Source organism: Pseudomonas oryzihabitans, from assembly GCF_001518815.1.
GTDB lineage: Bacteria > Pseudomonadota > Gammaproteobacteria > Pseudomonadales > Pseudomonadaceae > Chryseomonas > Chryseomonas oryzihabitans_E.
In genome coordinates this window covers 4,686,303-4,710,458 of record NZ_CP013987.1, presented here as the reverse complement: position 1 = coordinate 4,710,458, position 24,156 = coordinate 4,686,303, and the positions used below count along the sequence as shown (strand labels likewise).

Here is a 24,156-nt window from a genome sequence, read left to right as displayed (position 1 = left end):
GGGGTGCGCACCGGGCAGGCCGGTGGCGCGGGGCGATTGCACCAGAGGTGGGTTAAGACTGGCTTAACGCAGGGCGAAGTCGGTTGCCACCAGGATCGCCTGGCCGGATGGCCGCGCGCGCAGGCGGGCGAGGTAGGCGTCCAGGCGCGGCCAGGTAGCCAGCCAGCGCGGCTCCGGCAGGCGCTCCAGGTAGTCCAGCATCGGTGCCAGCAGGGCATCGTTCAGGCCGAAGCGGGAACCGCAGAGAAAGCCCCTGTCACCCAGCTGGCGATCGAGCACCGCCAGGGTCGCGTCGACCTCGGCCACGGCCCGCTGCTGTTCTTCCGGCGTCTGGTAGGGACGAGGACGAGGGCCGGCCACGCGCAGCAGATAGTGGCGGATCAGGCGGGTGTCCACGGTGGTCAGCAGGGCACTGGCCCAGGCGTCCTGCTCCGGGTCGTCGACCGCCTCACGGGGCGGTAGCAGCTGACGGTCGAGATACCGGCAGATGGCGAGGGTCTCGAAGACCCGCTGCTCGCCATGCAGCAGTACGGGGACCTGGCCGAAGGGATGCAGTGCCAGATGGGCCTCGCTGCGCCAGGCGACGGCCTGACTACCGGGGGCCAGGCCGCAGGGTAGTTCAAGGCCTCCTTCCAGGGCATGAAGGCGTACGCTGCGTACCAGGGTGCTGAAGGCGGGACCGAAGAGATAGGGCGTCATGGATCAGGCTCCTTGCAAAGAAGGCCTGATGCTGGCAAAGGGGACCTTATGTTCAAGAACATAATCTGGAGTTTTCATGGCCTGGCCCCTTGATCAGCGCGCGCAGACCCGCCAGCGCATCCTCGACAGCGCCGCCCGCCTGTTCGCGCTGAAGGGCTTCGACGCCGTCGGGCTCGACGAACTGATGACCGACGCCGGTCTCACCCGAGGTGCCTTCTACCACCACTTCCGCACCAAGACCGAGCTCTATGACCAGGCTATCGCCCATGCCGCCCAGGTAGGCAGCGCCCGGCTCGACAGCCTGGGTGGCGAGGGCCTTGGCCAGCTGGTCGAGCATTACCTGAGTCGCGCGCACGCCGAGGGCGAGTCGCTACGCTGTCCCCTGGCCTTTCTGGCGGCCGACGTCACCCATCGGGAGGCCGCCATCCGTAGCAGCTATACCCGTTTCTTCGCGCGCTTCGTCGCCCGTCTGGAACAGGATCTACCAGGGCCGCCGGCGCAACGGCGTACCCAGGCGCTGCAACTGGCCACCACCCTGATCGGCGGCGTGGCCCTGGCGCGGGCGCTGGATGACGAGGGGCTCGCCGAGGAATTGCTGGCGGCCTGTCGCCAGGGCGGTCAGGGGCTATTGGACGCGGGCGAGGATTTGGCAGCGGCGGCCGGCTAGGCGACACTGGCGCCTCTCTTGTCCGCCGGAGTCACCCATGCAGATTCGTCCCCTCGAAGCCGCCGATTTCGACCAGGTCTGGCCGCTGATCCAGCAGGTTGCCCAGGCCCGGGAAACCTACGCCTACGATCCGGACATGAGCCGCGACGACGCCTGGCGGCTCTGGGTGGAATTGCCCCGGGCAACCTTCGTCGCCGAACGCGATGGCCAGATTCTCGGCAGCTACTACCTCAAGGCCAATGCCATGGGCCCGGGCGATCATGTCTGCAACTGCGGTTACATGGTCGCCCCCGCCGCCCGCGGCCAGGGCGTGGCCGGCGCCCTTTGCGAGCACTCCTTGCAGGTGGGCCGCGAACTCGGCTTCCAGGCCATGCAATTCAACTCGGTGGTGGCCAGCAATCAGGTAGCGGTGCGGCTCTGGCAAAAGCATGGCTTCGAGATCGTCGGCACCCTGCCCAGGGCCTATCGCCATGCCAGCCTGGGGCTGGTGGATTGCCTGGTTATGTATCGCTGGCTGGCGGACTAGCGCCACTCGCTCAGCACGGCTTTCAGCGAGGCCGGCAGCATGGGTCCGTGGCCAAGGCCTTCAAGGACCTCGTAGCGCACCTGGATGCCAGGGATCTGGTCGAGGCGATCGGCCAGGCGCCGGGTGGCGTCGGCGGGGACCTCGCTCTGGAAATGCGCGGGCAGCTCGCGTTCGGCGCCGCCCTGCAGCAGCACCAGGTGGGCCGGGTGTGCCCTGAAGCGCTCCTTGAGCTGCTCGTCACTCTGGGGCAGCACGGTAGGGCTCCACCACAGCGAGGGGCTCACGGCGTAGCCCTGGGCGAAGGCGTCCGGCCGGGTGAGCAGGGCGTGGAGGACGAACAGCCCGCCCAGGGAGTGACCCCAGAGCGCGCGCTGGCCGGGATCCAACGGCACCTGACGGCCAACTGCCGGCTCCAGGCGCTCCAGCAGCCAGGCGAGAAAGACGTCGGCGCCGCCAGTGGCCATCTCGCGAAAGCGTTCGCTGGTAGGCGCTGACGGCGTGTAATCGTAGGCCCGTCCGGGGCCGTCGATGCGCTTACCGCCCGTGTAACCCACCGCGACCAGCACGGGCGGATTAGGCCGCTTGGCCAGGGTGTCGAGCAACTCGGCGTTCAGGCCGCCTAGGGCAGCGTTGCCGTCGAGCAGATAGAGCACCGGATAGCCGGCAGCCGGTGCCGGAGTGGCGGGTCGGGCGATCCATACCTGGTAGTGGCGGGCGCCATCGACGGAATCCAGCTTGAGCTCGCTGAAGGCATAGCCGTGGCCCGGTTGCTGGAGCACCTGGGCGTCCATGGGCTGATCAATGGGGCGGGCCTGGCCGGGAGCGGCGAGGGCGAGCAGCAGCGGCAGGGCCAGCCAGGCGCTCTGACGGGCGAAACGTGGCGAAAGCGACATCAGCGAACAAGACTCATTTCCAGTAGAGCGGTCGAGCCTACCGATCTCTGTTCCCGCTCGCCATACTGGCCAGGATTTCCCGTTGCCAGGACACCCCATGCATCACCCCCATCTGCTGTTCGATCTCGATGGCACCCTGACCGATTCGCGCCTGGGCATCACGCGGGCGATCCAGGTGGCGCTGCGCGCCGAGGGGATCGAGGAGCCCGATCTGCGCAGGCTGGAGGTCTTTATTGGCCCGCCGCTGCTGCAGAGCTTCATGACCCACTACGGCTTCGACCAGGCGCGGGCCTGGCGCGCGGTAGAGGCGTATCGGGTGTATTTCCGCGCCACCGGCCTCTATGAGAACGAGGTCTACGCGGGCATCCGCGACGTGCTGGCCGATCTGCAGGCGGCCGGGCGGCGACTCTATCTGGTGACGGCCAAGCCGCGGGTGTTCGCCGTGGAGATCCTCAGGCACTTCGCCCTGACGGAGTTCTTCACCGCCCTGCATGGCAGCGAGTTGGATGGCACCCGCGCCGACAAGACCGAGCTGCTGCGTTTCGTGCTGGAAACCGAAGGGCTGGCGCCGGAAAGTTGCCTGATGCTGGGCGATCGCGAGCACGACCTGATCGCCGCACGTGAAAACGGCGTGGCGGCGGTGGCCCTGGGCTATGGCTTCGGCAGCCGGGAAGAACTGGAGCGCCAGCGCCCGGCCTTTCACTTCCACAGCGTGGCAGCCCTGCGCCAGGGTTTCGGCCTCTAGTGGAGTGTGCCGACCTGCGCGGCCTGGGCCGGCAGGTCGAGGGGCGCGGGGATCAGCCGCAGGTGGCGGTCTGCACTACCAGACTGGCGCTGGTGGTGATGGTCAGGCGCTGGGAATTGAAGTCCATGGTCATGGGGTCCTGCGGACGGACCACGCGGACGACCTGGGCACCGGCGCGCTGACGGCCTTCCTCGGCCAGGGCCGGGGAGAGGGCCTTGCCAACCAGGTCCTGGACCGCATCGGAGTTGCAACGGCCACTGCTGCTGACGGCGCCGCTCGTGGTCGAGGAGGCCGCCGGGCTGTCCTGGGTTTCATGCGAGCTGCAACCGGCCAGCAGGGTGAAGAGGGCGGCACTGGCCAGCAGGAGAGGGGACTTGGAGCTCATGAGTTCGCCTTTTCGATCGTGGGGGAAGGAACCTTAACCCGTACGGGCCTCTGCATGGACCCCTCTGGGGTGGGCATTGTTACAAATCGCGAGTCAGGCGACGTTGATAGGCGCAGGTGACCAGTCATCTCCCAGGGATAAAGTTAACAAATATAACGTTCGGTAATCGGCCAAATTCGGGTGGCACGGCTTGATCCATTTTTGGCATCGACCATCATCGAACCAGGGCCATACGGCCTCTTACGGTGATGACAACAACAAGAAAGGAACACCCGCCATGTCAGCTCGCTATCCCGCCGCTTTCCCTCCTGACGATCAGCCGATCCGCGCCCGCTAGGCCCTGATCCTCGCGCCCCAAGGCGCTTCCGCTTCCTTCGTCAGGACTCACACCATGTCGACATCGCGCTCGCCCCAGGCCTGCGCACGGGCCCGCTCGTGCCTTGCATTTGCCTCTCTCGCTTCTTTGCTTTTCAGCCAAGGCATTGCCGCCGCACCCTCGCTCAATCTGGAGCAACCGCCAAAGCCGCTCAACAGATTGGAGGTGGAACGGCCGCTACCGCCCGGTCCGCCGCGCTGGATCGAGGACTACCGCTTCCTCGACGATCCCGCCAAGCGCACCGATCCCTTCGATGGCCTGCGCTACCAGCGCCTGAGTGAGTCGGCCTGGCTGCAGACCGGTGGCGAGGCGCGCTATCGCTTCGATACCTTTCGTGATCCGGTCTTTGGTCGGCGCGGGGTGAACACCGACCACTACATCCAGCAGCGTCTGCAGCTGCACGCCGACCTGCACCTGTTCGACGATGCGGTGCGTACCTTCGTCCAGCTGGAGAACACCCGGACCTGGAACAAGGCGATCTATGGCCCCTTCGACCAGAGTCGCACCGAGCTGCACCAGGCCTTCATCGACCTCAACACGCCGCTGGCCGGCGGCAAACTGATGACCCGGATCGGCCGCCAGGAGCTGGGCTATGGCGAGCAGGTCCTGGTCACCTACCGCGACGGCCCCAACATCCGCATCAATTTCGACGGCCTACGCCTGTCCTGGAACCAGCCAGGCGGCTATCGCCTGGATGCCTTCGCCCTGCGGCCGGTGGTGACCGGCGAGGACAGTTTCGACGACGGCTCCGACAACGCGGTCAAGTTCTATGGCCTCTACGGCACCCTGCCGCTGGCAGGATCGCTGCAGCTGGACGTCTATGGCTTCGGCCAGGAGAAGGATCAGCGCAGCCTGAACGGCCTGAGCGGCGCGGAGCAGCGCTACACCGGCGGCGTGCGGCTGTTCGGCAAGGCCGACGGCTGGGATTGGAGCTGGGATCTGATGGGGCAGGGAGGGCATCTCGATGGTGCCCAGATCCGCGCCTGGGCGGTGAGCAGCGAGACCGGCTACCGACTTGCCGGCGCCTGGAAGCCGCGCCTGGCCATGCGCCTGGATGCCGCCAGCGGTGACGACCGGCCCGGCGATGACCGGGCCGGTACCTTCGATCCGCTGTATCCGAAGAACGGCGTCTACGGCAACTCCGGCCTCACCACCTTGGCCAACCTCTACCTGGTCGGTCCGCTGTTGACCCTTGCGCCCCAACCCACGCTGCAGCTGGAGAGCGGGCTGTTCGCCGTCTGGCGGCAGAACACCAACGACGGCGTCTATCTGCCGGGCATGGTGACGGTGCCGGGCTCCGCCGCCAGCAGCGCGCGCAAGACCGGCAACCTCTGGCGCAACAACCTGCGCTGGCGCCCCTTGCCCTACCTGACCCTGGACCTGGAATACAGCTACTTCCAGGCCGGCGCTGCGATCCGCCAGGCCGATGGCGACAGTACGAGCTACCTGTCGGCCGCCACCACCTTCCGTTTCTGAGGAATCCGCCATGCGTCTGTTCGCCAACGCCCCCTCCGGGGCCCGCCTGACCCTCATGCTGTGCTTCATCGTCGCCCTGCTGGAGGGCATGGACCTCCAGGCCATGGGCATCGCCGCCCCGGCCATGGCCAAGACCTTCGGCTTCCAGCCAGGGCAGATGGGCCTGGTGTTCAGCGCCAGCATCCTTGGCCTCCTGCCTGGCGCCTTCATTGGCGGCTGGTGTGCCGACCGTATCGGCCGCAAGAAGGTGCTGATCGCCTGCGTGCTGATCTTTGGTGTCTTTTCGGTGGCCACCGCCCATGTCTGGAGTCTGGAAAGCCTCTTGCTGGCGCGGCTGCTCACCGGCATCGGCCTGGGCGGTGCCCTGCCCAACCTGATCGCCCTGTCCGCCGAGTCGGTGGACGAGCGTGCCCGCGCCACGGCGGTCAGCCTGATGTACTGCGGCGTGCCCCTGGGCGGTGCCCTGGCGGCGGTGGTGGGGCTGCTGGATGTCGGCCGCTGGCAGACGGTGTTCTATGTCGGCGGTCTGGCGCCGCTGCTGGTGGCGCCCCTGCTTGGACGTTACCTGGCGGAGACCGCCGGTTTTCTCCGCGGCCACGAAGCGGCTCAGGCAGGCAGCAGGCGCGGAGCCTGGCTGGGAGCGGTGCCGCTGTCGACCACCCTGCTGCTGTGGCTGGGCTACTTCTTCACCCTCACGGTGATGTACATGCTGCTCAACTGGTTGCCCTCGCTGCTGGTGGGCCAGGGCTTCAGCCGCGGCCAGGCGGTGGGGGTGCAGATTCTCTTCAACCTGGGCGGCGGCATCGGCTCGGTGCTGTTCGGCCTGCTCATGGATCGCTGGCGGCCACGCCTGACGGTGCTGGCCATCTACCTGGGCATCCTGCTGGGCCTGGCCGGACTGGGCCTGGCGAAGGACTATCCGCTGGTGGCCCTGGCCGGCTTCGCCGCCGGGTTGTTCGTGGTCGGCGGCCAACTGGTGCTCTATGCCCTGGCACCGCAACTCTATCCGGCGGCGGTACGGGCCACCGGGACCGGTGCGGCGGTGGCGGTGGGGCGCCTGGGCGCCATGGCCGGCCCCTTGCTGGCCGGCCAGGTGTTGGCCGTCGGCGGCGGTGCGGCGACCCTGGTGGTGGCCACCACCCCGGCGGTACTGGTGGCGGCGGGCGCGGTGCTGGCCCTGCTGCAACGCCGGGCACCGGCGCCGGCCGCTACCGCCCGCGTGGAGGCTCCCGGTCATGCGTAGCCTGCTGCTGGTCATGCTGCTGCTGACCGGCCTGGCCCGCGCGGCCACGGCGGACGGCGATCCGGCCACCGCCACGCCGCCGCCGCTGCAGCTCGAACCCCTGGCGCGCTTCGAAGTAGCCCTCGACGCCCCGGTGTGGGAGCTGGGCCAGACCAGCGACCTGGGCAAGCGGCGCATCATCCCCATTACCGGTGGCCGCTTCGACGGCCAGCGCCTGCACGGACGGATCCTCAACGATGGCGCCGACTGGCAGGTGGTGACCGCCGATGGCCTGGCCATCATCGACACCCGCTATCTGCTCCAGACCGACGACGGCGCCCTGATCTATCTGCAGACCAAGGGTTATCGCTATGGCCCGCCGGAGGTGATGCGCGAGGTGGCGGCAGGCAAACCAGTGGACCCGCGGCGCTATTTCTTTCGCGTCACCCTGACCTTCGAGACCGCCGCCCCGGCCTATGCCTGGCTCAACCGCGCCCTGGGCGTGGGCAGCGCCATGCGCCTGGGCAAGGCGGTGGTCTACGACGCCTATCTGCTGCAATAGAGGAGTACCCGATGGCTACCGGAATGAGTGCGCTCTACGACGATGTCCTGCTGCTGGATGGCGTGCGCACGCCCTGGACCGATCTGAATGGCGCCCTGGGGCAGGTATCGCCCACCGACCTGGGCATCGCCGTGGCCCGCGCACTGCTGGCGCGCGGTCACGACGCTGGGGCGGTGGATTCCGTGCTGGCCGGGTCGGTGGCCCAGGCCAGCTTCGATGCCTATCTGCTGCCACGCCACATCGGCCTCTATGCCGGGGTACCCGAGGCGGTGCCGGCGCTGCAGGTGCAGCGGGTCTGCGGCACCGGCCTCGAACTCCTGCGCCAGGCCGGCGATCAGTTGCAGAGCGGCCAGGCCAGCCAGGTGCTGTGCGTGGCGGCCGAGTCCATGACTCGCAATCCCATCGCCGCCTATACCCACCGCAGCGGCTTTCGCCTCGGTGCGCCGGTGGAATTCCACGACTTTCTCTGGGAGGCGCTCAAGGACCCGGCGGCGGGGATGGACATGATCGCCACCGCCGAGCGGCTGGCGCAGCGCCATGGCGTCACGCGGGAAGACGTCGATGCCTGGGCCCTGCGCAGTTTCGAGCGGGCTCTGGCCGCCCAACGTCAGGGCTGGTTCGCGGAAGAGATCGTGCCAGTGGCGGCGGCGCGCTTCGAGGCCGAGGGCCTGGCGCCGCGGGAGTTGCGCCTGCCGCGGGGCTGCGCGGTGGTCGAGCATGACAGCCATCCACGGGAAACCTCGCGGGAAGCCCTGGCACGGCTGACGCCGGTGCATACGGGCGGGGTCCAGACCGCCGGCAACAGCTGCGCGGTGGCCGATGGCGCTGCCGCCGTGCTGCTGACGCGCGGTGCGGTCGCCGCACCGGAACGGGCACTGGCCTGGGTCCGGGGTAGCTGCGTGGTCGGAGTGCCGCCGGACCTCATGGGCAGCGGTCCGGTGCCAGCCATCCAGGGCCTGCTCGACCGTGCCGGCCTGACGCTGGACGCCATCGACCGCTTGGAGATCAACGAAGCCCAGGGCGCCCAGCTGCTGGCGGTACAGCGCGCCTTGGAGCTGGATCCGGCGCATCTCAATGTCCACGGCGGCGCCATCGCCCTCGGCCATCCGCTGGCCGCCACCGGTCTGCGTCTGGCCATCACCCTGGCGCGCCAGCTGCGTACCGAGGGGCTCAGGTATGGCATTGCGGCGGTGTGCATTGGTGGTGGGCAAGGTATGGCGGTGCTGCTGGAGAATCCGGGGTGGCGGGGGCTTTGAGGTGCAGGGGGTTGGCCGGGGCGTGTTGAGCTTCGCGGGGCTCAGCCCAACCTACGGAGGTGCAGGGTGTGCCGGATTGCCTCCTCTCCCGCGGGGAGAGGGCTGGGGTGAGGGATAGGCTCCGGCGTGTTGGGCTTCGCTGCGCTCAGCCCAACCTACGAAGGTGCAGGATGTGCCGGACAGCCCCCTCTCCCTCGGGGAGAGGGTTGGGGTGAGGGCATAGGCTCAGATGTGTTGGGGAGAGGGTTGGGGAGAGGGTAGCTTTCAACCCAACCTACGAAGCCTCCGCTGGCGGCAAGGCCAGGGGCGGGAAATGGATGGCCACCCGCAGACCCTGGCCGCCGGTCGCGGTCGCCAGTTCGATGCCGGCGTCGTGGGCGGTGGCGATGTCGCGGACGATGGCCAGCCCCAGACCCGTGCCGTGGATGCCGCGGTCGAGGCGATAGAAGCGCTCGAAGATGCGTTCGCGTTCCGCCTCGGGGATGCCCGGGCCGTCGTCTTCCACTTCCAGCACCGTCGCCCCGGCCTGACCGTGCAGCCGAACCGTGACCTGACCGCCCTGCGGGGTATATCTCAGGGCGTTGTCCACCAGGTTGTCGAGCAGGTCGCGCAGCTGGAAGACGTTGCCCAGTACCGTCTGCGGCTCCAGTTCATAGCCCAGGTCGATGCCGTGGCAATCGGCCTGGGACAGCTGGCTGGGCATGGCTTCGCCGATGAGTTCGTCCAGCCGCAGGGGTTCGCGCGGCGGACTCTCCAGGCGCGCGGTGGCGGCGCGGGCCAGGGTCAGCAACTGGTTGGTCTGGCGGGTCATGCGCTCGGTGGCAGCCTGGAGTTGCGCCAGGGCCGCGGCGCTCTCGGCATCGCCGGCGTGCCGCTGGCGCAGCCACTGGGTCAGGGTGCTGATGCCGGCCAGCGGGGTGCGCAGCTGATGGGCCATGTCGTCGAGAAAGGCGCGCTGGTTGCGCGCGCCCTCGCGGATGCGCAGCAGCAGACCGTTGAGCGCGGTGACGAAGGTGCCCAGCTCGCGGGGTGCCCCTTCTTCGCGCAGCGGGGCAAGGTCATCGTAGTGGCGGCTGTCGAGCTGGCGCTCCAGCCGTTCCAGCGGCTTCAGGCCGCGACGTACCGCCCACAGCAGCTGGGCGGCGATCAGCAGGGCGACCAGGATCTGCACCGCCACCAGGGTCAGCACCATGCGCTGCAGGGCGGCGGTGTGGCGACTCAGGGTCTGGGCCACGCTGGCCACCACCGGCTGCCCCGCCACGTTGCCTAGCCGGCCGACCATGAACACCGAGCGGTCATTGATGTGGGTGCGCAGGGCGGTGGTGTGGCCGTCGCGCATCTCGTCGGTGATCTCCTGGACCGGCATGGCGGCGTCGCCGAACAGCAGCTGACCGTCCAGGCTCCTCACCGCCAGCCAGACATGATCGTGGCTGTTGTGCCGCAGCAGGTAGTCGGCCTCCGCCGGCAGCCACAGGCGGCCATTGCCGTCCATTTCCAGCTGCTCGACCAGCAGGATCGCCGCGTCGGTGAGATCGCCGTCCAGGGCGCTGAACGCCGGCTTGCGGGCGAACTGGTAGCTGACCACTGCGCCGCCGAGGTTGACCAGCAGTACGGGCAGCACCAGCCACTTGAGCAGCCGCCGACGCAGGCTGGGCGCGGTGGCGGTCATGGCGCGGCTTCCTCCAGGCGATAGCCGAAGCCGCGCACGGTGCGGATGCCGACGCCCGAGTCGGCCAGCTTCAAGCGCAGACGCGAGACATAGACCTCCACGGCGTTGTGGGTCAGGTCCTCGCTACCCCAGGGCGCCAGGGCGTCGATGATCTGCTGCTTGGAGACCACCTTGCCGGCCTGGCGCAGCAGGTGTTCGAGTACGGCCCACTCGCGTGCCGAGAGATCCAGCGGCGTGTCGCCGACGCGTGTCTGGTGAGCAGCGGTGTCCAGGCGCAGGGCGCCAAGGGTGAGGTCGGCGCTGTTCTGGCCACCGGCGCGGCGGACCAGCGCCTTGATACGTGCCACCAGTTCGGGCACGGCGAAGGGCTTGACCAGATAGTCGTCGGCGCCCACCTCGAAGCCGTGCACCCGGTCGTCGATGGCGTCGCGGGCGGTGAGCAGCAGCACCGGCTGGTCACTGCCCCGCTGGCGCAGCCGCCGCACCACCTCGAAGCCGTCCAGGCCGCCAGGCAGGCCGATGTCCAGCACCACCACGGCGAAGCGGGTAGTGCGCAGCCAGGCATCGGCCTCGGCGCCGTTACGCAGCAGATCGACCTGCATGCCATGCCCTTCCAGGACCCGGCGGATGCCGTCGGCCAGGGTGGCGTCGTCTTCGACGAGCAGGATGTGCATGGGCATTCCTCAAGCGGTGAGTACGGTCTGCCGCAGAGTGTAGCGTCCGCCGCCGAGGTCTGTCGCAGACCGCGCCGCTGCCCGCTGGCGCGTTCAGTCCGGTAGGTTGCAGAAGTCGCCCAGGGCGCGCACCTGGGCCAGGCGATGCAGGCTGTCCTGCCAGTGCTGGAGCTGGTAGCGGGTCAACGCCTGATCGACCTTGGCCTGGCAGTCCTTGTCCTGGCGCAGGGGCGCGGTGGCGGCCAGGCCGTCGAGCAGGCGTCCCTGCAGCTCGTCCAGGCGGCTGCGAAGTTTGCTCAGGTCCGGTTTGTCTGGCGGCGGAATATGGTGCTGGCGCCGCCAGGCATCCAGCAGGCCGTATTGGATCAGCTTGTTGGCTTCCATCTGGATGCTGAAGAAGGTCCGGGCCGTGGCGGTCGGAACTCCCCGGGCGGCTGCCGCGCGTTGCACCGACTGCAGTACCTGCTGCTCGCGAGTCTCGTCGAGCACGGGTTTGCCCGTATCGAGCTTGCTGCGGGCGACCTGGTCGGCTATCGCCAGGCGTTGGCTGACGGCATCGATCAACGTCGGCAGGGGGTTGGCCGCAGCGTGCAATGGGCCACTCAGGGCGAGAGAGAGCAAGGACAGGCTGAGCACACGTAGATGACGCATGGCGATCTCCAGGAACAGGCGCGGGGAGTGAAATTTACAGGGGGCACGTGAAGGTGTGGTTTCGTCACCCAGGATGGGTGGGCCTGAAACCTGCATTCTAGAGCAGCTCGTGCGGCGCGGAGTACCCTGGATAGCCTCCAGCTCCCAACCGAGGTAGGTAGCGTGCGTATCAGGCTCAGGTGCGCGAGTGCCGTCACCTACGCATCTCCACCTGGCGGGTGTTCTGGAACGCGACCGGGCTTCCCTCACCCCAGCCCTCTCCCGGCGGGAGAGGGAGCGGATCGGCGTGGGAGGTGAGGGAGGCGTAGGGTGGAAAACCGCGCAGCGTTTTCCGCGCGGGCGCCCGTGCATAGGTGCTCACCAGTGTTGGGCTTCGCTGCGCTCAACCCAACCTACGAACTCCTCGTAGGTTGGGTTGAGACGGCGCTATCGTCGAAGCCCAACAAGGCGGATTCGAGCACAGGGCGTGGCCGCGACCGGTGTCTTTCCCTCACCCCAGGAGAGGGAGCGGATCGGCGTGGGAGGTGAGGAGGCGTAGGGTGGAAAACCGCGCAGCGTTTTACACGCGGGTGCCTGCGCATAGGTGCTCACCAGTGTTGGGCTTCGCTACGCTCAACCCCACCTACGAACTCCTCGTAGGTTGGGTTGAGACGGCGCTATCGTCGAAGCCCAACAAAGCGGATTTGAGCACAGGGCGTGACCGCGACTGGCGTCCTTCCCTTACCCCAGGAGAGGGAGCGGATCGGCGTGGGAGGTGAGGGAGGCGTAGGGTGGAAAACCGCGCAGCGTTTTCCGGGCGGGTGCCTGAGCATAGGTGCTCACCAGTGTTGGGCTTCGCTGCGCTCAACCCAACCTACGAACTCCTCGTAGCTTGGGTTGAGACGGCGCTAACGTCGAAGCCCAACAAGGCGGATTCGAGCATAAGGCGTGGCTGCGACTGGCGTCCTTCCCTCACCTCAGGAGAGAGCGGATCAGCGTATCAGGGGAGGGGAGAGGCCTTAAGCCTCCTGCGCCGCCCGTACCTCGGCGGTCAGGGCCTGAAGGCGGGCGTCGAGGGCGTTCAGGGCGCCGGCATCGGCGGCGGTGTCCAGGCTCAGGCGCAAGGCGGCCAGCACCAGCAGTTCGATGGCATCGCCGCGGCGGCGGTCGCCCTGGATGGCGACCAGTTCGTCGCGCAGGCGGGCGGCGGCCTGTTGCAGGGCGGCGCGGTCACCTTCGGCCACCTTGAAGCGGTAGCGGCGACCGAGCACCTCCACCTCGTCGTCGGCGCCCGCGTTGGCGGTCTTCACTCGACGGCCACGTGGCGCTGCTCGACCTCGGCCGCGGCCTGGTGCTCGACCGACTGAGCCGACAGCAGGGCCAGCAGGCCTTCCACTCGCTGACGGGTGCTGGCGCCGTGTTCTTCCTGCTCCATCAGACTCAGTTGCAGGGTGTCGTTTTCCTCGCGCGCGGCTTGCAGGGCCTGCTCCAGCTCGTGGGTGCGGGCGGTCAGGCGCTGGTTGCGTTGCAGCAGGTCGCGGATCGCGGTTTCCAGTTCGCTCAGGGTCTTGTCCAGCATGGGCGCGGTCGTCTCTCGTGTCAGGTTCAGGGCTGCCGGTGGGGGCAGGGTGTGCATTCTAGGCCTCTCGCCGACCACCGGCACCCCATTCATCACGGGCTAAGCCCTTGTTTTGCCAAGGGGTTCACGGGGGTGGCCAGGCAACTGACGGGCTGTCAGGCAGTTGTCAGGTTGCGCTAAGGGGGCCGTAAGGCAAGGCGCCTTAGCCTGGGCTCATCGCGTCGGCTGTCCTGTTCCGGCGCCCCTCGCTTCGGATGAGCCGCCATGACCGATCTGTCCCAGAGCCCCGCCTCGCGTTTGCTGGACGAGCCATTCCTGCCGTTCTCCCGTCCCAGCATCGGCGCCGAGGAAGTGGCCGCGGTGAGCAAGGTGCTGACCTCGGGCTGGATCACCACCGGCCCCCAGGCCAACCTGCTGGAAGAGCGTTTCGCCGATTCCGTGGGCGCCGCCCATGCCGTGGCCCTGTGCTCGGCCACCGCCGCCATGCACGTGACCCTGCTGGCGCTGGACATCGGCCCGGGCGACGAGGTGATCACCCCCTCGCTGACCTGGGTTTCTACCGCCAACATGATCACCCTGATCGGCGCCACCCCGGTGTTCGTCGACGTCGACCGCGACACCCTGATGGTCTCTGCCGAGCAGGTGGCCGCCGCCATCACCCCGCGCACCAAGGCCATCGTGCCGGTGCATTACGCCGGTGCCAGCTGCGACCTGACCCCGCTGCGCGCCCTGGCCCGCGAGCATGGCGTGGCGCTGATCGAAGACGCCGCCCACGCCGCTGGCACCCGCTACCAGGGCGAGTCCATCGGCCAGCGCGGCACCGCCATCTTCAGCTTTCACGCCATCAAGAATCTGACCTGCGCCGAAGGCGGCATGCTGGTGACCGACGACGCCACCCTGGCCGAGCGCGTGCGTCGGCTGAAATTCCATGGCCTGGCGGTGGATGCCTTCGACCGCCACGCCCTGGGCCGCAAGCCCCAGGCTCAGGTGCAGGAGCCCGGCTTCAAGTACAACCTCTCGGACATCCACGCCGCCCTGGCCCTGGTGCAGCTGGATCGCCTGGGCGACATCAACAGCCGCCGGCGGCTGCTGGCCCAGGCCTACACCCAGCGCCTGGCGCATCTGCCGGTCGCCCCTCTGGCGCTGCCCGACTACGCCCAGACCCACGCCTGGCACCTCTACATCCTGCGCATCTGCCCCGAGCGTTGCGGGCTGGAGCGCGAAGCCTTCATGGCCGGCCTCAAGGCGCGCGGCATCGGCACCGGCATCCATTTCACCGCCACCCACCTGCACCCCTGGTACCGCGAGCGCTGGCCGGCGCTGGCGCTGCCCAACAGCGAATGGAATTCGGCACGGCTGTGCTCCATCCCGCTGTTTCCCGACATGACCCTCGCCGACGTCGACCGCGTGGTTGGCGCCATCGAAGACCTGCTGGAGAAAGGCGCATGAAGCCCTATGCCATCGACCGGGTATCCGTGGTGATTCCCGTCTACAACGAAGAAGCCAGCCTGCCGGAACTGCTGCGCCGCACCCGCGCCGCCTGCCGCCTGCTGGATTGCCAGGTGGAGATCATCCTGGTCGACGACGGCAGCCGCGACCGCAGCGCCGAACTGCTGCAGCAGGCCGCCAGCGAGCCGGACAGTCCCGTCGTGGCGGTGCTGCTCAATCGCAACTACGGCCAGCACTCGGCGATCCTCGCCGGCTTCGAGCAGGCCAGGGGCGATCTGATCATCACCCTGGACGCCGATCTGCAGAACCCGCCGGAAGAGATCCCGCGCCTGGTGCACACCGCCGCCCAGGGCTACGACGTGGTCGGCACCGTGCGCCAGCAGCGCCAGGATTCCTACCTGCGCACCCTGCCGTCGCGGCTGATCAATCGCGCCGTGCAGCGCTCTACCGGCGTCGCCATGCGCGACTACGGCTGCATGCTGCGCGCCTACCGCCGCCAGGTGGTGCAGTCGATGCTGGCCTGCCACGAGCGCAGCACCTTCATCCCGATCCTGGCCAACAGTTTCGCCCGCCACACCACCGAGATCGAGGTGGGCCACGCCGAGCGCGAACACGGGGATTCCAAGTACGGCTTCCTCAAGCTGATCAACCTGATGTTCGACCTGCTGACCTGCATGACCACCACCCCGCTGCGCATGCTCAGCCTGTTCGGCGGCGGCCTGGCCGTCTTCGGCTTCCTATTCGCCGCACTGCTGCTGGTCCTGCGCGTCACCCACGGCGCCGAGTGGGCGGCCGATGGCGTGTTCTCGCTGTTCGCCGTGCTGTTCATCTTTACCGGCGCCCAGTTCGTCGGCCTCGGTCTGCTTGGCGAGTACCTCGGCCGGGTGTACCACGACGTCCGTGCCCGGCCCCGGTTCCACGTGGAACAAGTGATCCGCGCCGCCACCCTTTCTCCTTCGCCGGCGCCGCTGCGCCAGGTCCAGTAACAGGAAAGCCCCTGATGAAAACCGCCATCGTCTTCGCCTACCACGACATCGGCTGCGCCGGCCTCGCCGCGCTGATCCAGGCCGGCTATCCCATCGCCGCCGTCTTCACCCACCCGGATGACCCGAGCGAGAACCGCTTCTTTGGTTCGGTGGCCCAGCTCTGCGCCCGCCACGGTATCCCGGTGCATGCCCCGGAAGACGTCAACCACCCGATCTGGGTCGAGCGCATCCGCGCCCTGGAGCCGGATTTCATCTTCTCCTTCTACTACCGCAACCTGCTGTCCAACGACGTCCTGGCCTGCGCCACGCGCGGCGCCTACAACCTGCACGGCTCGCTGCTGCCGCGCTATCGCGGTCGCGCCCCGGCCAACTGGGTGCTGGTCAACGGCGAGACCGAGACCGGCGTGACCCTGCACCGCATGGTCCAGCGCGCCGACGCCGGCGCCATCGTCGCCCAGCAGCGCGTCGCCATCGCCGCCGACGACACCGCCCTGACCCTGCACGCCAAGCTGCGCGAAGCCAGCCAGACGCTCTTGCGCGACGCCCTGCCGGCCCTGGCCGAAGGCCGCCTGACCGAGCGCGAGCAGGACGAGAGCCAGGCCACGACCTATGGCCGCCGCAGCGCCGCCGATGGCGAGCTGGAGTGGAGCCGTCCGGCCGTGGAGCTGAACAACCTGGTGCGCGCCGTGACCCAACCCTATCCGGGCGCCTTCGGCTGGATCGGTGATCGCAAGCTGATCGTCTGGAGCGCGCTGGCGCGCCAGGAAGCCCATGGCCAGGCCCCCGGCAGCGTACTGAGCCTGGAGCCCCTGCGCATCGCCTGTGGCGAGGGCGTCCTGGAAATCCAGGCCGGCCAGCTGGGCGACAACGGCCTCTATCTGTCCGGTCCGCAACTGGCCCGCGAAGCCGGCCTGGTGGCCGGTGCCCGCCTGCACCGCCAGGATCGCCGCGCCAAGCGCCGTACCCGGGTGCTGATCCTGGGCGTCAACGGTTTCATCGGCAACCACCTCTCCGAGCGCCTGCTGGCCGACGGCGAGTATGAGGTCTATGGCCTGGACATCGGCTCCGACGCCATCGAGCGGCTCAAGGTCGATCCGAATTTCCACTATGTGGAAGGCGACATCTCCATCCACACCGAGTGGCTGGAATACCACATCAAGAAGTGCGACGTGGTGCTGCCGCTGGTGGCCATCGCCACCCCCATCGAATACACCCGCAATCCGCTGCGCGTGTTCGAACTGGACTTCGAGGAAAACCTCAAGATCGTTCGCCACTGCGTGAAGTACGGAAAGCGCGTGATCTTCCCGTCCACCTCCGAGGTGTACGGCATGTGCCAGGACGAGCGCTTCGACGAAGACCGCTCCAACCTGGTGGTCGGCCCGATCAACAAGCAGCGCTGGATCTACTCGGTCTCTAAGCAGCTGCTCGACCGGGTCATCTGGGCCTATGGCGCCAAGGGCCTGAAATTCACCCTGTTCCGCCCGTTCAACTGGATGGGCCCGCGCCTGGATCGCCTGGACTCGGCGCGCATCGGCAGCTCCCGAGCCATCACCCAACTGATCCTCAACCTGGTGGAAGGCACCCCGATCAAGCTGGTGGACGGCGGCGCCCAGAAGCGCTGCTTCACCGACGTCGACGACGGCATCGAGGCGCTGTTCCGCATCATCGAGAACCAGGGCGGTCGCTGTGACGGCCAGATCATCAACATCGGCAACCCGGACAACGAAGCGAGCATTCGCGAGCTGGCCGAGGAGCTGCTGGCCCAGTTCGAGGCCCATCCGCTGCGCCACGAGTTCCCGCCCTTCGCCGGCTTCCGCGAGGTGGAGAGCAAGAGCTTCTATGGCGACGGTTACCAGGACGTGGCCCACCGCAAGCCCAGCGTGGAGAACGCCCGCCGCCTGATCGACTGGCAGCCGAGCACCGCCATGGCCGCCACCGTCGGCAAGACGCTGGACTTCTTCCTGCGCGAAGCCATGGCGCAGCGGGAGGCCTGATGAACACCTTGATCCCGGCCAGCCTGCGCATCGACGTGGACACCTATCGCGGCACCCGCGAAGGGGTACCGCGGCTGCTCGACCTGCTGGACGAGGCCGGGGTCAAGGCCACCTTCTTCTTCAGCGTCGGACCGGACAACATGGGGCGCCACCTCTGGCGCCTGGTGAAGCCCACCTTCCTGTGGAAGATGCTCAGGTCCAAGGCCGCCAGCCTCTATGGCTGGGACATCCTGCTGGCCGGCACTGCCTGGCCGGGTCGGCCCATCGGCCGCGACCTCGGCCACCTGATGCGCGAGACCCGCGCCCGCGGCCACGAAGTCGGGCTGCACGCCTGGGATCACCACGCCTGGCAGGCCCACACCGGCAACTGGAGCCTGGAGCGACTGGGCGAGGAGTTCGGTCGCGGTCTGCAGGCCCTGGAAGACATCCTCGGTGCCAAGGTGGACTGCTCCGCCGCCGCTGGCTGGCGCGCCGATCCGCGCGTGGTGCTGGCCAAGGAGGCCTTCGGCCTCAGATACAACAGCGATTGCCGCGGCAGCGCCCTGTTCCGGCCGCGGCTGGGCAACGGCGGCCACGGCACCCCTCAGGTACCGGTGGACATGCCGACCTTCGACGAAGTGGTCGGCCCTGAACTCGCTGCCGCCAACTGGAACAGCTACCTGCTCAAGCGCTTCCGTCCGGGCGCGCTAAACGTCTACACCCTGCACGCCGAGGTGGAAGGCATCGCCTTCGCCGAGGACTTCCGCGCCCTGCTCAAGGCGGCGCGGGAGGAGGGCATTCTCTTTCTGACCCTGGGTGACCGCCTGCCGGCCGACCCGCGCCAGTTGCCCGCGGGCAACCTGGTGCGGGGCAGCCTGGCCGGACGCCAGGGCTGGCTGGGCGTGCAGGCATGAGTCAACGTCGGTTCTGGATGCTGCTGCCGCTGGCGCTACTGGCCTATGCCTTGCCGCTGGGCTGGCGCGGGCTGTGGATCCCGGACGAGTCGCGCTATGCGCAGATCGCCCAGGAACTCTGGCGCCGCGGCGACTGGGTGGTGCCGCACTTCCTCGGCCTGCCGTATTTCGAGAAACCCATCGGCGGCTACTGGACCCAGGCCATCGCCCAAGCCTGGCTAGGCGATTCGCTGTTCAGCGTGCGCCTGGTGCCCTTGCTGGCCAGTCTCGCCACCGCCGCCCTAGTGGTGCGTCTGACCCGGCTGATCTGGCAGGACCGTTCCCTGGCGCTGCTCGCCGGGGTGCTCTATCTCTCCTGCATGGCCGTGGCGGGGCTGGCCACCTATGTGACCCTCGATGCCCAGTTCGCCTTCTGGATGGCACTGGCGCTGCTCGCCCTCTGGCAGGCGCAGGCCGCCGAAACCCGTAGCGCGGCCCTGGCCCAGTGGGCACTGCTGGGCCTGGCCTGTGGCTGTGGTCTGCTGACCAAGGGGTTTCTCGCCCTGGTGTTGCCGGTGCTGGTCGCCGTGCCTTTCTTCCTGCTGCAGGGACGCCTGGGCGAGTTGCTCTGCCGCGGTCCCCTCGCGGTGCTGGTGGCCGCTCTGGTGGTCGCCCCCTGGGCGCTGCTGGTGGCCCATCGCGATCCGGACTTCTGGAATTTCTTCTTCTGGCACGAACACATCCAGCGTTTCGCTGGCCAGGACGCCCAGCACGAGCGGCCCTTCTGGTTCTATGGCCCCATCCTGCTGGTGGCCATCCTGCCCTGGGCCGGCCTCCTGCCGCGTACCCTGGGACGTACCTGGCAGGAACGCCGGCATGTCGGCACCGCCTTCCTGGGCATCGCCGTGGTCGGCCAGCTGCTGTTCTTCAGCCTCAGCCGGGGCAAGTTGCCCACCTACCTGCTGCCCGTCCTGGCCGCTCTGGTACCGCTGCTGGCGCGTACCCTGCTGGAGGCCGGACGCCGCGGTGCCACCGGCGCGCTGCGCCTGAACGGCCTGTGCAACCTGCTCCTGGGCCTGGCGGGGCTGGTGGCCCTGCTGATCTACGGCGGTCGCCTCTACGCGGCCGGTGAAGGCCTAACCCATGGCCTGACCCATGGCCTGGCCCTGCTGGCGCCCCTGGCCCTGCTGCTGGCCGGTCTGGCGGCGCTGGTCTGGCCGCGGCGTACCCTGTTGGCGCCGGCCCTGGCGCTCTGGGTGCTGTTGCCGCTGCTGTCCGTCGCGCTGCCCAACGGCCTGGTCGACAATAAGCTGCCGAGCAGCTTCATCCAGGCCCAGCTCGGCCACTTCAAGCACGCCGGCCTGCTGGTCAGCAACGACCTCGGCGTGGCCGCCAGCCTGGCCTGGGCCACCCACCGCGACGACGTGGTGCTGGTAGGCGGTCCGGGCGAACTCAAGTACGGCTTCGCCCGTGAACCCGACAGCGGGCGCCTGATCGAAGAGCGCGACCTGGCCGGCTGGCTCGCCGCCCATCGCGACCAGGGCCCGGTGGCCATCCTGCTGCGGGTGGACGGCCCCAGTGACCGCCAGCTGCTCGACAGCCTGCCCGAGCCAGGCGAGAGCATCGCCAGCGAGCGCCTGGTCTTGCTGGTCTATCCGAGGACCGGGCAATGAGCGCCGTCGACGGCCTGCTGATCGCCCTGGTGATCCTGCTCACCAGCGCCGGCCAACTGGGCCAGAAGCGCGCGGTGGCTGCGGGCGGTGCCCTGGCCGCGCGACTGCGTTCGCCCTGGCTGTGGGGCGCGCTGGTCTGCCTGGGCGTGGCTCTGCTGGTCTGGTGCGCGGTGCTGCAGCGGGTGCCGGTGGGCGTCGCCTATCCCTTGCTCTCGCTCAACACCCTGGCGGTGACCCTGCTGGCCCGGCTGGTGTTTGGCGAGAGGGTGGATGCCCGCGCCTGGTGCGGCTGCCTTTGCATCGTCGCCGGCGCCGCGCTGCTGGGGGGCCAGGCATGAACGGCCTGTTCCCGCTCGGCCTGAGCATCCTGCTCACCACCCTCGCGCAACTGTCCCTGCGCGCCGCCCTGGTGCGGCTGCCGGCGATGGCCACGTGGCTGAGCACGCCGTCGGCGCTGTTCGGCGCGGCCGGTCTGCTGCTGGCCCTGGGCATCCTCTGCTATGGCCTGTCGCTGCTGGCCTGGCTGGCGGCCCTGGCGCGCCTGCCGCTGGGCCGCGCCTATGCAGCGCTGGGCCTCTCCTATGTGTTCGTCCACCTCGGCGCGGCCTGGCTGCCAGGCGCCGCCGAATCCTTCACCCCCTGGAAAACCCTGGGCGTCGCGCTGGTCGTGGCCGGCGTCGCCCTTGTCGGCGGGCCACGGGCCAGCGCCACTCCCACCCTGAGGAATACCCTATGAACATCAGCGTTTTCGGCATCGGCTACGTGGGTCTGGTGCAGGCCGCCGTGCTGGCAGAAGTCGGCCACCAGGTGGTGTGCATGGACATCGACCGCACCAAGATCGACAAGCTCAAGCGCGGCGAGGTAACCCTCTACGAGCCGGGTCTGGAAGAGCTGGTGCGCAGCAACCTGGCTGCCGGTCGCCTGGTGTTCACCCACGAGGCCGCCGAGGCCGTGGCCCATGGCGCCGTGCAATTCATCGCCGTGGGCACCCCGCCGGCCGCCGATGGCTCGGCCGATCTGTCCGCCGTCTTCGCCGTGGCCGAGACCATCGCCCGCCTGCGGCGCGAGCCGCTGATCGGCCAGCCGGTCTCCCGCGATCCGCTGCTGGTGGTGAACAAGTCCACCGTGCCGGTGGGCACCGGCGACCGCGTTCGCGCGCTGATCCACGAGGTGCTGGCCGAAGAGGGCCGCACCCTGCACGTGGAGGTGGTCTCCAACCCGGAATTCCTCAAGGAAGGCGCCGCCATCGCCGACTGCAAGAAGCCCGATCGCATCGTGGTGGGCACCGACTCGCCGGTGGCCCGCGACGTGATGCGCGAACTCTATGCGCCCTTCAACCGCAACCATGACCGTATCCAGTGCATGGACCTGCGCAGTGCCGAGCTGGCCAAGTACGCCGCCAATAGCCTGCTGGCAGTCAAGATCAGCTTCATCAACCAGATCGCTGAACTCGCCGAGCACGTCGGCGCTGACATCGAGGCGGTGCGCCAGGCCATCGGCGCCGATCCGCGCATCGGCCACCACTTCATCTACCCGGGTTGCGGCTACGGCGGCTCCTGCTTCCCCAAGGACCTGCAGGCGCTGATCCGCACCGGCGAAGAAAATGCCGTGGAGCTGGATCTGCTGCGCGCCGTGGAGGCCATCAACGTGCGCCAGAAGACCAAGCTGTTCGAGCGCATCAACACCTACTTCGACGGTGACCTGCGCGGTCGCACCTTCGCCCTCTGGGGCCTGGCCTTCAAGCCCAACACCGACGACATGCGCGATGCGCCCAGCCGGGTGCTGATGGAAGCCCTCTGGGCTGCTGGCGCCAAGGTGCGCGCCTTCGATCCGGTGGCCATGGCCGAGGCCCAGCGCCTCTATGGCCATGACGAGCGCCTGGCGCTGATGGGCACCCCCGAGGCGGCCCTGGCCGGTGCCGATGCCCTGGTCATCTGCACCGAGTGGCAACAGTTCAAGGCACCGGACTTCGACCTCATCGCCCGCCAGCTCAACCAGCCGGTGATCTTCGATGGCCGCAACCTGTTCGATCCCGAGCGCATGGAGCGCCGCGGCATCGAATACTTCGCCATCGGTCGTGGCGCCGCCCTGGGCGGTCCCCAGGTCGCCCGCCGCGTGGATGCCGCCTGATGGTCTCGCCCATGCCCCTGACCCCACGCAGCGCGCCCATGGCCACGCTGCCGGCGGCCAGTCGCCTGCGCCGTGAAAGCCTGCTGCTCGGACTGGTCGCCACCCTGATGTTCACCCTCGGCATCTGGAACCAGGCGCCCCAGGGCTTCGACGGCCGCTGGGCGGTGTTTCTCGGCGAGATGTTCCGCCATGGTCCATCCTTTTTCGCCACCACCTACGGCCAGCCCTATCCGGACTATCCCGGCACTGCCACCTGGCTGAGCTGGCTGGCGGCGCGGGTGATCGGCGCGCCCAATCACCTGGCGAATGTCCTGCCCACGGCCCTGGCCTCGGCCGGCGTGCTGGCGCTGACCTATCGGCTGCTGGCCGACACCCGCCGCACCTGGGCGCTGCTCACGGTGCTGCTGGTGGCCCTGACCCCACAGTGGCTGGAAAAGGCCCGCGCGGTCTGCCTCGACCAGCTGGTCGCCCTGGTGGTGCTGGCCTGCTTCTATCTGATGCACAGCGCCGACCGCGACGGTCGTCCGCTGCGCCGGCTGCTGGTGCTGCCGCTGTTCGCCCTGGGCTTCGCCATCCGTGGCCCGCTCGGGCTGATCGAGCCCTGCGGCGTGGTCTGTCTCTACTGGCTGGTGGTGGCCTGGGGCGAGCCGGCGCGCCGCACCTTCGCCCTGCAACGCCTGTTTGGCTATGGCCTGGCCGGTCTGGCCCTGCTCGTCCTGGGCTGGTGGACGCTGATCCAGCTGGCCCACCATGAAGGCGGCGCGGATTTCGCCGCCGAGGTCTGGCACATGCAGGTCACCGGCCGGCTGGACGAGAGCGGCAAGCCGTTCTGGTTCTATCTGCAACTGGGTCTGTATCGCTATCTGCCGGTGCTGCCCCTGGCGCTGCTGGTGCTGATCGCCGAGCGCCGCCGCCTGCTGAGCTGGCCACACACCGCCCAGCGTCGTCTGCTGCTGGGACTCGCCGGCAGTGGCCTGCTGATCCTGATCGGGCTGTCCATCCCGCACTTCAAGCGGGCCTATTATGTGGTGCCCATGGTGCCCTTCCTGGCCGCCATCGCCGCCCATGGCCTGCTGCGTGCGGAGAGCTGGTTCCGCCGGGTCGCGCCGCTCTACACGGCGCTGGTACTGGCCCTGCCGGGGCTCGCCCTGATCGCCATGCTGGTCTGCCGTCACCTCTGGCAGCGCCACGGCTACTGGCCGGACGTCTCCCTGGTGCTGCTGGTGCCGGTCTTCGTCGCCCTGCAGATCGCCGCCCTGGTCGGCTGGCGTCGGCTGACCGGTAGCCGCCAGCTGCTGGCCCTGAGCGCCCTGGCGCTGGCCGCCCAGTGGCTGATGCTGGTCGCGGTGGTGGAGCCGGCGCAGGACCTGCAGTACGACACCCGCGGCTTCGTCCAGCAGGTGGAAGGCCTGCGTCAGCAGCAGCCGGGTCCGCTGGTGTTCTTCGGCCTCGGCCAGGACAGCTGGGCGATCCGCTACATGATGAACCTGGACCATGACGAGCAGCCGATCTTCATCGCTCGGCCCCAGGTCGCGGACCTGGCGCACCTGCCGTCCGGCGCCTGGATCATCCTGGCCCGCGACGACCGCGGCCTGCTGGCCGGCACCCCCTTGGCCGACCTGACCCCGGTGCTGGGCCGCCATCTCAACGGCAATCCCTGCCTGGTGTATCGCCTGCCCTGAGGCCCCTGGAG

24 protein-coding genes are annotated in these 24,156 nt (G+C 68.6%); 16 read left to right on the top strand and 8 right to left on the bottom strand.

Annotated features, from left to right (window positions below; genetic code table 11):
- Positions 1–63 precede the first annotated feature (63 nt).
- Positions 64–699 (bottom strand): glutathione S-transferase family protein, encoded by a 636-nt coding sequence (locus tag APT59_RS21435; protein ID WP_059316688.1) that lies wholly within the window; start codon positions 697–699, stop codon positions 64–66.
- A 76-nt stretch (positions 700–775) separates the two neighbouring features.
- Here APT59_RS21435 and APT59_RS21430 point away from each other — a divergent pair, with 76 nt between their 5' ends.
- Complete coding sequence (locus APT59_RS21430; protein ID WP_059316687.1) at positions 776–1,366, top strand: TetR/AcrR family transcriptional regulator; 591 nt, start codon at positions 776–778, stop codon at positions 1,364–1,366.
- 37 nt (positions 1,367–1,403) lie between these two features.
- Complete coding sequence (locus APT59_RS21425) at positions 1,404–1,892, top strand: GNAT family N-acetyltransferase (RefSeq protein ID WP_059316686.1); 489 nt, start codon at positions 1,404–1,406, stop codon at positions 1,890–1,892.
- On the opposite strand, the gene APT59_RS21420 is transcribed toward APT59_RS21425, so the two are convergent.
- A complete protein-coding gene (locus tag APT59_RS21420; RefSeq protein ID WP_059316685.1) occupies positions 1,889–2,785 on the bottom strand; it encodes an alpha/beta hydrolase in 897 nt (298 codons plus the stop codon). The genes APT59_RS21425 and APT59_RS21420 overlap by 4 nt on opposite strands.
- A 97-nt stretch (positions 2,786–2,882) precedes the next feature.
- Here APT59_RS21420 and APT59_RS21415 point away from each other — a divergent pair, with 97 nt between their 5' ends.
- Positions 2,883–3,530 (top strand): HAD-IA family hydrolase, encoded by a 648-nt coding sequence (locus APT59_RS21415; RefSeq protein WP_059316684.1) that lies wholly within the window; start codon positions 2,883–2,885, stop codon positions 3,528–3,530.
- A gap of 52 nt (positions 3,531–3,582) precedes the next feature.
- On the opposite strand, the gene APT59_RS21410 is transcribed toward APT59_RS21415, so the two are convergent.
- Entirely contained in the window at positions 3,583–3,915 is a 333-nt protein-coding gene (locus APT59_RS21410; RefSeq protein ID WP_017639258.1) for an I78 family peptidase inhibitor, read from the bottom strand.
- Between the two features lie 391 nt (positions 3,916–4,306).
- On the opposite strand from APT59_RS21410, the gene APT59_RS21405 reads away from it, so the two are divergent.
- Genes APT59_RS21405 through APT59_RS21390 form a run of 4 tightly spaced genes read left to right on the top strand, consistent with a single transcriptional unit; the run spans position 4,307 to position 8,807 of the window.
- Positions 4,307–5,767, top strand: a complete 1,461-nt coding sequence (locus APT59_RS21405; RefSeq protein ID WP_082696404.1) for an alginate export family protein — start codon at positions 4,307–4,309, stop codon at positions 5,765–5,767.
- A 10-nt stretch (positions 5,768–5,777) separates the two neighbouring features.
- Positions 5,778–7,010 (top strand): 3-(3-hydroxy-phenyl)propionate transporter MhpT, encoded by a 1,233-nt coding sequence (gene mhpT / locus APT59_RS21400; protein ID WP_082696403.1) that lies wholly within the window; start codon positions 5,778–5,780, stop codon positions 7,008–7,010.
- A complete protein-coding gene (locus tag APT59_RS21395) occupies positions 7,003–7,551 on the top strand; it encodes a DUF3237 domain-containing protein (RefSeq protein ID WP_059316682.1) in 549 nt (182 codons plus the stop codon). The genes mhpT and APT59_RS21395 overlap by 8 nt, the downstream gene beginning before the upstream one ends.
- Positions 7,552–7,574: 23 nt before the next feature.
- On the top strand, positions 7,575–8,807 hold the full coding sequence (locus APT59_RS21390; protein WP_082696402.1) for a thiolase family protein: 1,233 nt from the start codon (positions 7,575–7,577) through the stop codon (positions 8,805–8,807).
- Between the two features lie 274 nt (positions 8,808–9,081).
- On the opposite strand, the gene APT59_RS21385 is transcribed toward APT59_RS21390, so the two are convergent.
- From APT59_RS21385 to APT59_RS21365, 5 genes are all read right to left on the bottom strand, one after another.
- Entirely contained in the window at positions 9,082–10,476 is a 1,395-nt protein-coding gene (locus APT59_RS21385) for a sensor histidine kinase (protein WP_059316680.1), read from the bottom strand.
- Positions 10,473–11,150 (bottom strand): response regulator transcription factor, encoded by a 678-nt coding sequence (locus APT59_RS21380; protein WP_059316679.1) that lies wholly within the window; start codon positions 11,148–11,150, stop codon positions 10,473–10,475. Before APT59_RS21380 ends, APT59_RS21385 begins: the two co-directional genes overlap by 4 nt.
- 93 nt (positions 11,151–11,243) lie before the next feature.
- Positions 11,244–11,801: a chorismate mutase gene (locus tag APT59_RS21375; RefSeq protein ID WP_059316678.1), complete on the bottom strand. Its 558-nt coding sequence runs from the start codon at positions 11,799–11,801 to the stop codon at positions 11,244–11,246.
- A gap of 998 nt (positions 11,802–12,799) precedes the next feature.
- Positions 12,800–13,090, bottom strand: coding sequence for a cell division protein ZapA (gene zapA, locus APT59_RS21370; RefSeq protein ID WP_059316677.1), 291 nt, complete (start codon positions 13,088–13,090; stop codon positions 12,800–12,802).
- Positions 13,087–13,416 (bottom strand): hypothetical protein, encoded by a 330-nt coding sequence (locus APT59_RS21365; protein ID WP_237140551.1) that lies wholly within the window; start codon positions 13,414–13,416, stop codon positions 13,087–13,089. Before APT59_RS21365 ends, zapA begins: the two co-directional genes overlap by 4 nt.
- Before the next feature lie 243 nt (positions 13,417–13,659).
- Between APT59_RS21365 and arnB the strand changes: the two genes are divergently transcribed.
- From arnB to APT59_RS21320, 9 genes are read left to right on the top strand one after another with little or no spacing between them, the layout of a single operon-like run.
- On the top strand, positions 13,660–14,808 hold the full coding sequence (gene arnB, locus APT59_RS21360) for a UDP-4-amino-4-deoxy-L-arabinose aminotransferase (protein WP_156429012.1): 1,149 nt from the start codon (positions 13,660–13,662) through the stop codon (positions 14,806–14,808).
- Positions 14,805–15,794, top strand: coding sequence for an undecaprenyl-phosphate 4-deoxy-4-formamido-L-arabinose transferase (gene arnC / locus APT59_RS21355; RefSeq protein ID WP_059316674.1), 990 nt, complete (start codon positions 14,805–14,807; stop codon positions 15,792–15,794). The genes arnB and arnC overlap by 4 nt, the downstream gene beginning before the upstream one ends.
- A 14-nt stretch (positions 15,795–15,808) precedes the next feature.
- On the top strand, positions 15,809–17,788 hold the full coding sequence (gene arnA, locus APT59_RS21350) for a bifunctional UDP-4-amino-4-deoxy-L-arabinose formyltransferase/UDP-glucuronic acid oxidase ArnA (protein ID WP_059316673.1): 1,980 nt from the start codon (positions 15,809–15,811) through the stop codon (positions 17,786–17,788).
- An 11-nt stretch (positions 17,789–17,799) separates the two neighbouring features.
- Positions 17,800–18,681, top strand: a complete 882-nt coding sequence (gene arnD, locus APT59_RS21345; protein ID WP_059316968.1) for a 4-deoxy-4-formamido-L-arabinose-phosphoundecaprenol deformylase — start codon at positions 17,800–17,802, stop codon at positions 18,679–18,681.
- On the top strand, positions 18,678–20,333 hold the full coding sequence (gene arnT, locus APT59_RS21340) for a lipid IV(A) 4-amino-4-deoxy-L-arabinosyltransferase (protein WP_237140550.1): 1,656 nt from the start codon (positions 18,678–18,680) through the stop codon (positions 20,331–20,333). Before arnD ends, arnT begins: the two co-directional genes overlap by 4 nt.
- Complete coding sequence (locus APT59_RS21335; protein ID WP_059316671.1) at positions 20,330–20,671, top strand: EamA family transporter; 342 nt, start codon at positions 20,330–20,332, stop codon at positions 20,669–20,671. The genes arnT and APT59_RS21335 overlap by 4 nt, the downstream gene beginning before the upstream one ends.
- Positions 20,668–21,069, top strand: coding sequence for a 4-amino-4-deoxy-L-arabinose-phosphoundecaprenol flippase subunit ArnF (gene arnF, locus APT59_RS21330; protein ID WP_059316670.1), 402 nt, complete (start codon positions 20,668–20,670; stop codon positions 21,067–21,069). Before APT59_RS21335 ends, arnF begins: the two co-directional genes overlap by 4 nt.
- Positions 21,066–22,463 carry a UDP-glucose dehydrogenase family protein gene (locus tag APT59_RS21325; RefSeq protein ID WP_059316669.1) on the top strand — a complete coding sequence of 466 codons (1,398 nt, stop codon included), beginning with the start codon at positions 21,066–21,068 and terminating at the stop codon, positions 22,461–22,463. The genes arnF and APT59_RS21325 overlap by 4 nt, the downstream gene beginning before the upstream one ends.
- Positions 22,463–24,145, top strand: coding sequence for an ArnT family glycosyltransferase (locus tag APT59_RS21320; protein WP_059316668.1), 1,683 nt, complete (start codon positions 22,463–22,465; stop codon positions 24,143–24,145). Before APT59_RS21325 ends, APT59_RS21320 begins: the two co-directional genes overlap by 1 nt.
- Positions 24,146–24,156: the final 11 nt, after the last annotated feature.

What these genes read in the sequence shown, in the direction of transcription:
- arnT (WP_237140550.1), top strand. Translation starts at nt 18,678, where the DNA reads ATGAGTCAACGTCGGTTCTGGATGCTGCTGCCGCTGGCGCTACTGGCC.
- APT59_RS21425 (WP_059316686.1), top strand. Translation starts at nt 1,404, where the DNA reads ATGCAGATTCGTCCCCTCGAAGCCGCCGATTTCGACCAGGTCTGGCCG.
- APT59_RS21430 (WP_059316687.1), top strand. Translation starts at nt 776, where the DNA reads ATGGCCTGGCCCCTTGATCAGCGCGCGCAGACCCGCCAGCGCATCCTC.
- arnF (WP_059316670.1), top strand. Translation starts at nt 20,668, where the DNA reads ATGAACGGCCTGTTCCCGCTCGGCCTGAGCATCCTGCTCACCACCCTC.
- APT59_RS21415 (WP_059316684.1), top strand. Translation starts at nt 2,883, where the DNA reads ATGCATCACCCCCATCTGCTGTTCGATCTCGATGGCACCCTGACCGAT.
- APT59_RS21335 (WP_059316671.1), top strand. Translation starts at nt 20,330, where the DNA reads ATGAGCGCCGTCGACGGCCTGCTGATCGCCCTGGTGATCCTGCTCACC.
- APT59_RS21405 (WP_082696404.1), top strand. Translation starts at nt 4,307, where the DNA reads ATGTCGACATCGCGCTCGCCCCAGGCCTGCGCACGGGCCCGCTCGTGC.
- APT59_RS21420 (WP_059316685.1), bottom strand. Translation starts at nt 2,785, where the DNA reads ATGTCGCTTTCGCCACGTTTCGCCCGTCAGAGCGCCTGGCTGGCCCTG.
- APT59_RS21320 (WP_059316668.1), top strand. Translation starts at nt 22,463, where the DNA reads ATGGTCTCGCCCATGCCCCTGACCCCACGCAGCGCGCCCATGGCCACG.
- arnA (WP_059316673.1), top strand. Translation starts at nt 15,809, where the DNA reads ATGAAAACCGCCATCGTCTTCGCCTACCACGACATCGGCTGCGCCGGC.
- APT59_RS21375 (WP_059316678.1), bottom strand. Translation starts at nt 11,801, where the DNA reads ATGCGTCATCTACGTGTGCTCAGCCTGTCCTTGCTCTCTCTCGCCCTG.
- mhpT (WP_082696403.1), top strand. Translation starts at nt 5,778, where the DNA reads ATGCGTCTGTTCGCCAACGCCCCCTCCGGGGCCCGCCTGACCCTCATG.
- APT59_RS21365 (WP_237140551.1), bottom strand. Translation starts at nt 13,416, where the DNA reads ATGCACACCCTGCCCCCACCGGCAGCCCTGAACCTGACACGAGAGACG.
- APT59_RS21390 (WP_082696402.1), top strand. Translation starts at nt 7,575, where the DNA reads ATGAGTGCGCTCTACGACGATGTCCTGCTGCTGGATGGCGTGCGCACG.
- APT59_RS21325 (WP_059316669.1), top strand. Translation starts at nt 21,066, where the DNA reads ATGAACATCAGCGTTTTCGGCATCGGCTACGTGGGTCTGGTGCAGGCC.
- APT59_RS21435 (WP_059316688.1), bottom strand. Translation starts at nt 699, where the DNA reads ATGACGCCCTATCTCTTCGGTCCCGCCTTCAGCACCCTGGTACGCAGC.
- APT59_RS21410 (WP_017639258.1), bottom strand. Translation starts at nt 3,915, where the DNA reads ATGAGCTCCAAGTCCCCTCTCCTGCTGGCCAGTGCCGCCCTCTTCACC.
- APT59_RS21380 (WP_059316679.1), bottom strand. Translation starts at nt 11,150, where the DNA reads ATGCACATCCTGCTCGTCGAAGACGACGCCACCCTGGCCGACGGCATC.
- APT59_RS21385 (WP_059316680.1), bottom strand. Translation starts at nt 10,476, where the DNA reads ATGACCGCCACCGCGCCCAGCCTGCGTCGGCGGCTGCTCAAGTGGCTG.
- APT59_RS21395 (WP_059316682.1), top strand. Translation starts at nt 7,003, where the DNA reads ATGCGTAGCCTGCTGCTGGTCATGCTGCTGCTGACCGGCCTGGCCCGC.
- arnC (WP_059316674.1), top strand. Translation starts at nt 14,805, where the DNA reads ATGAAGCCCTATGCCATCGACCGGGTATCCGTGGTGATTCCCGTCTAC.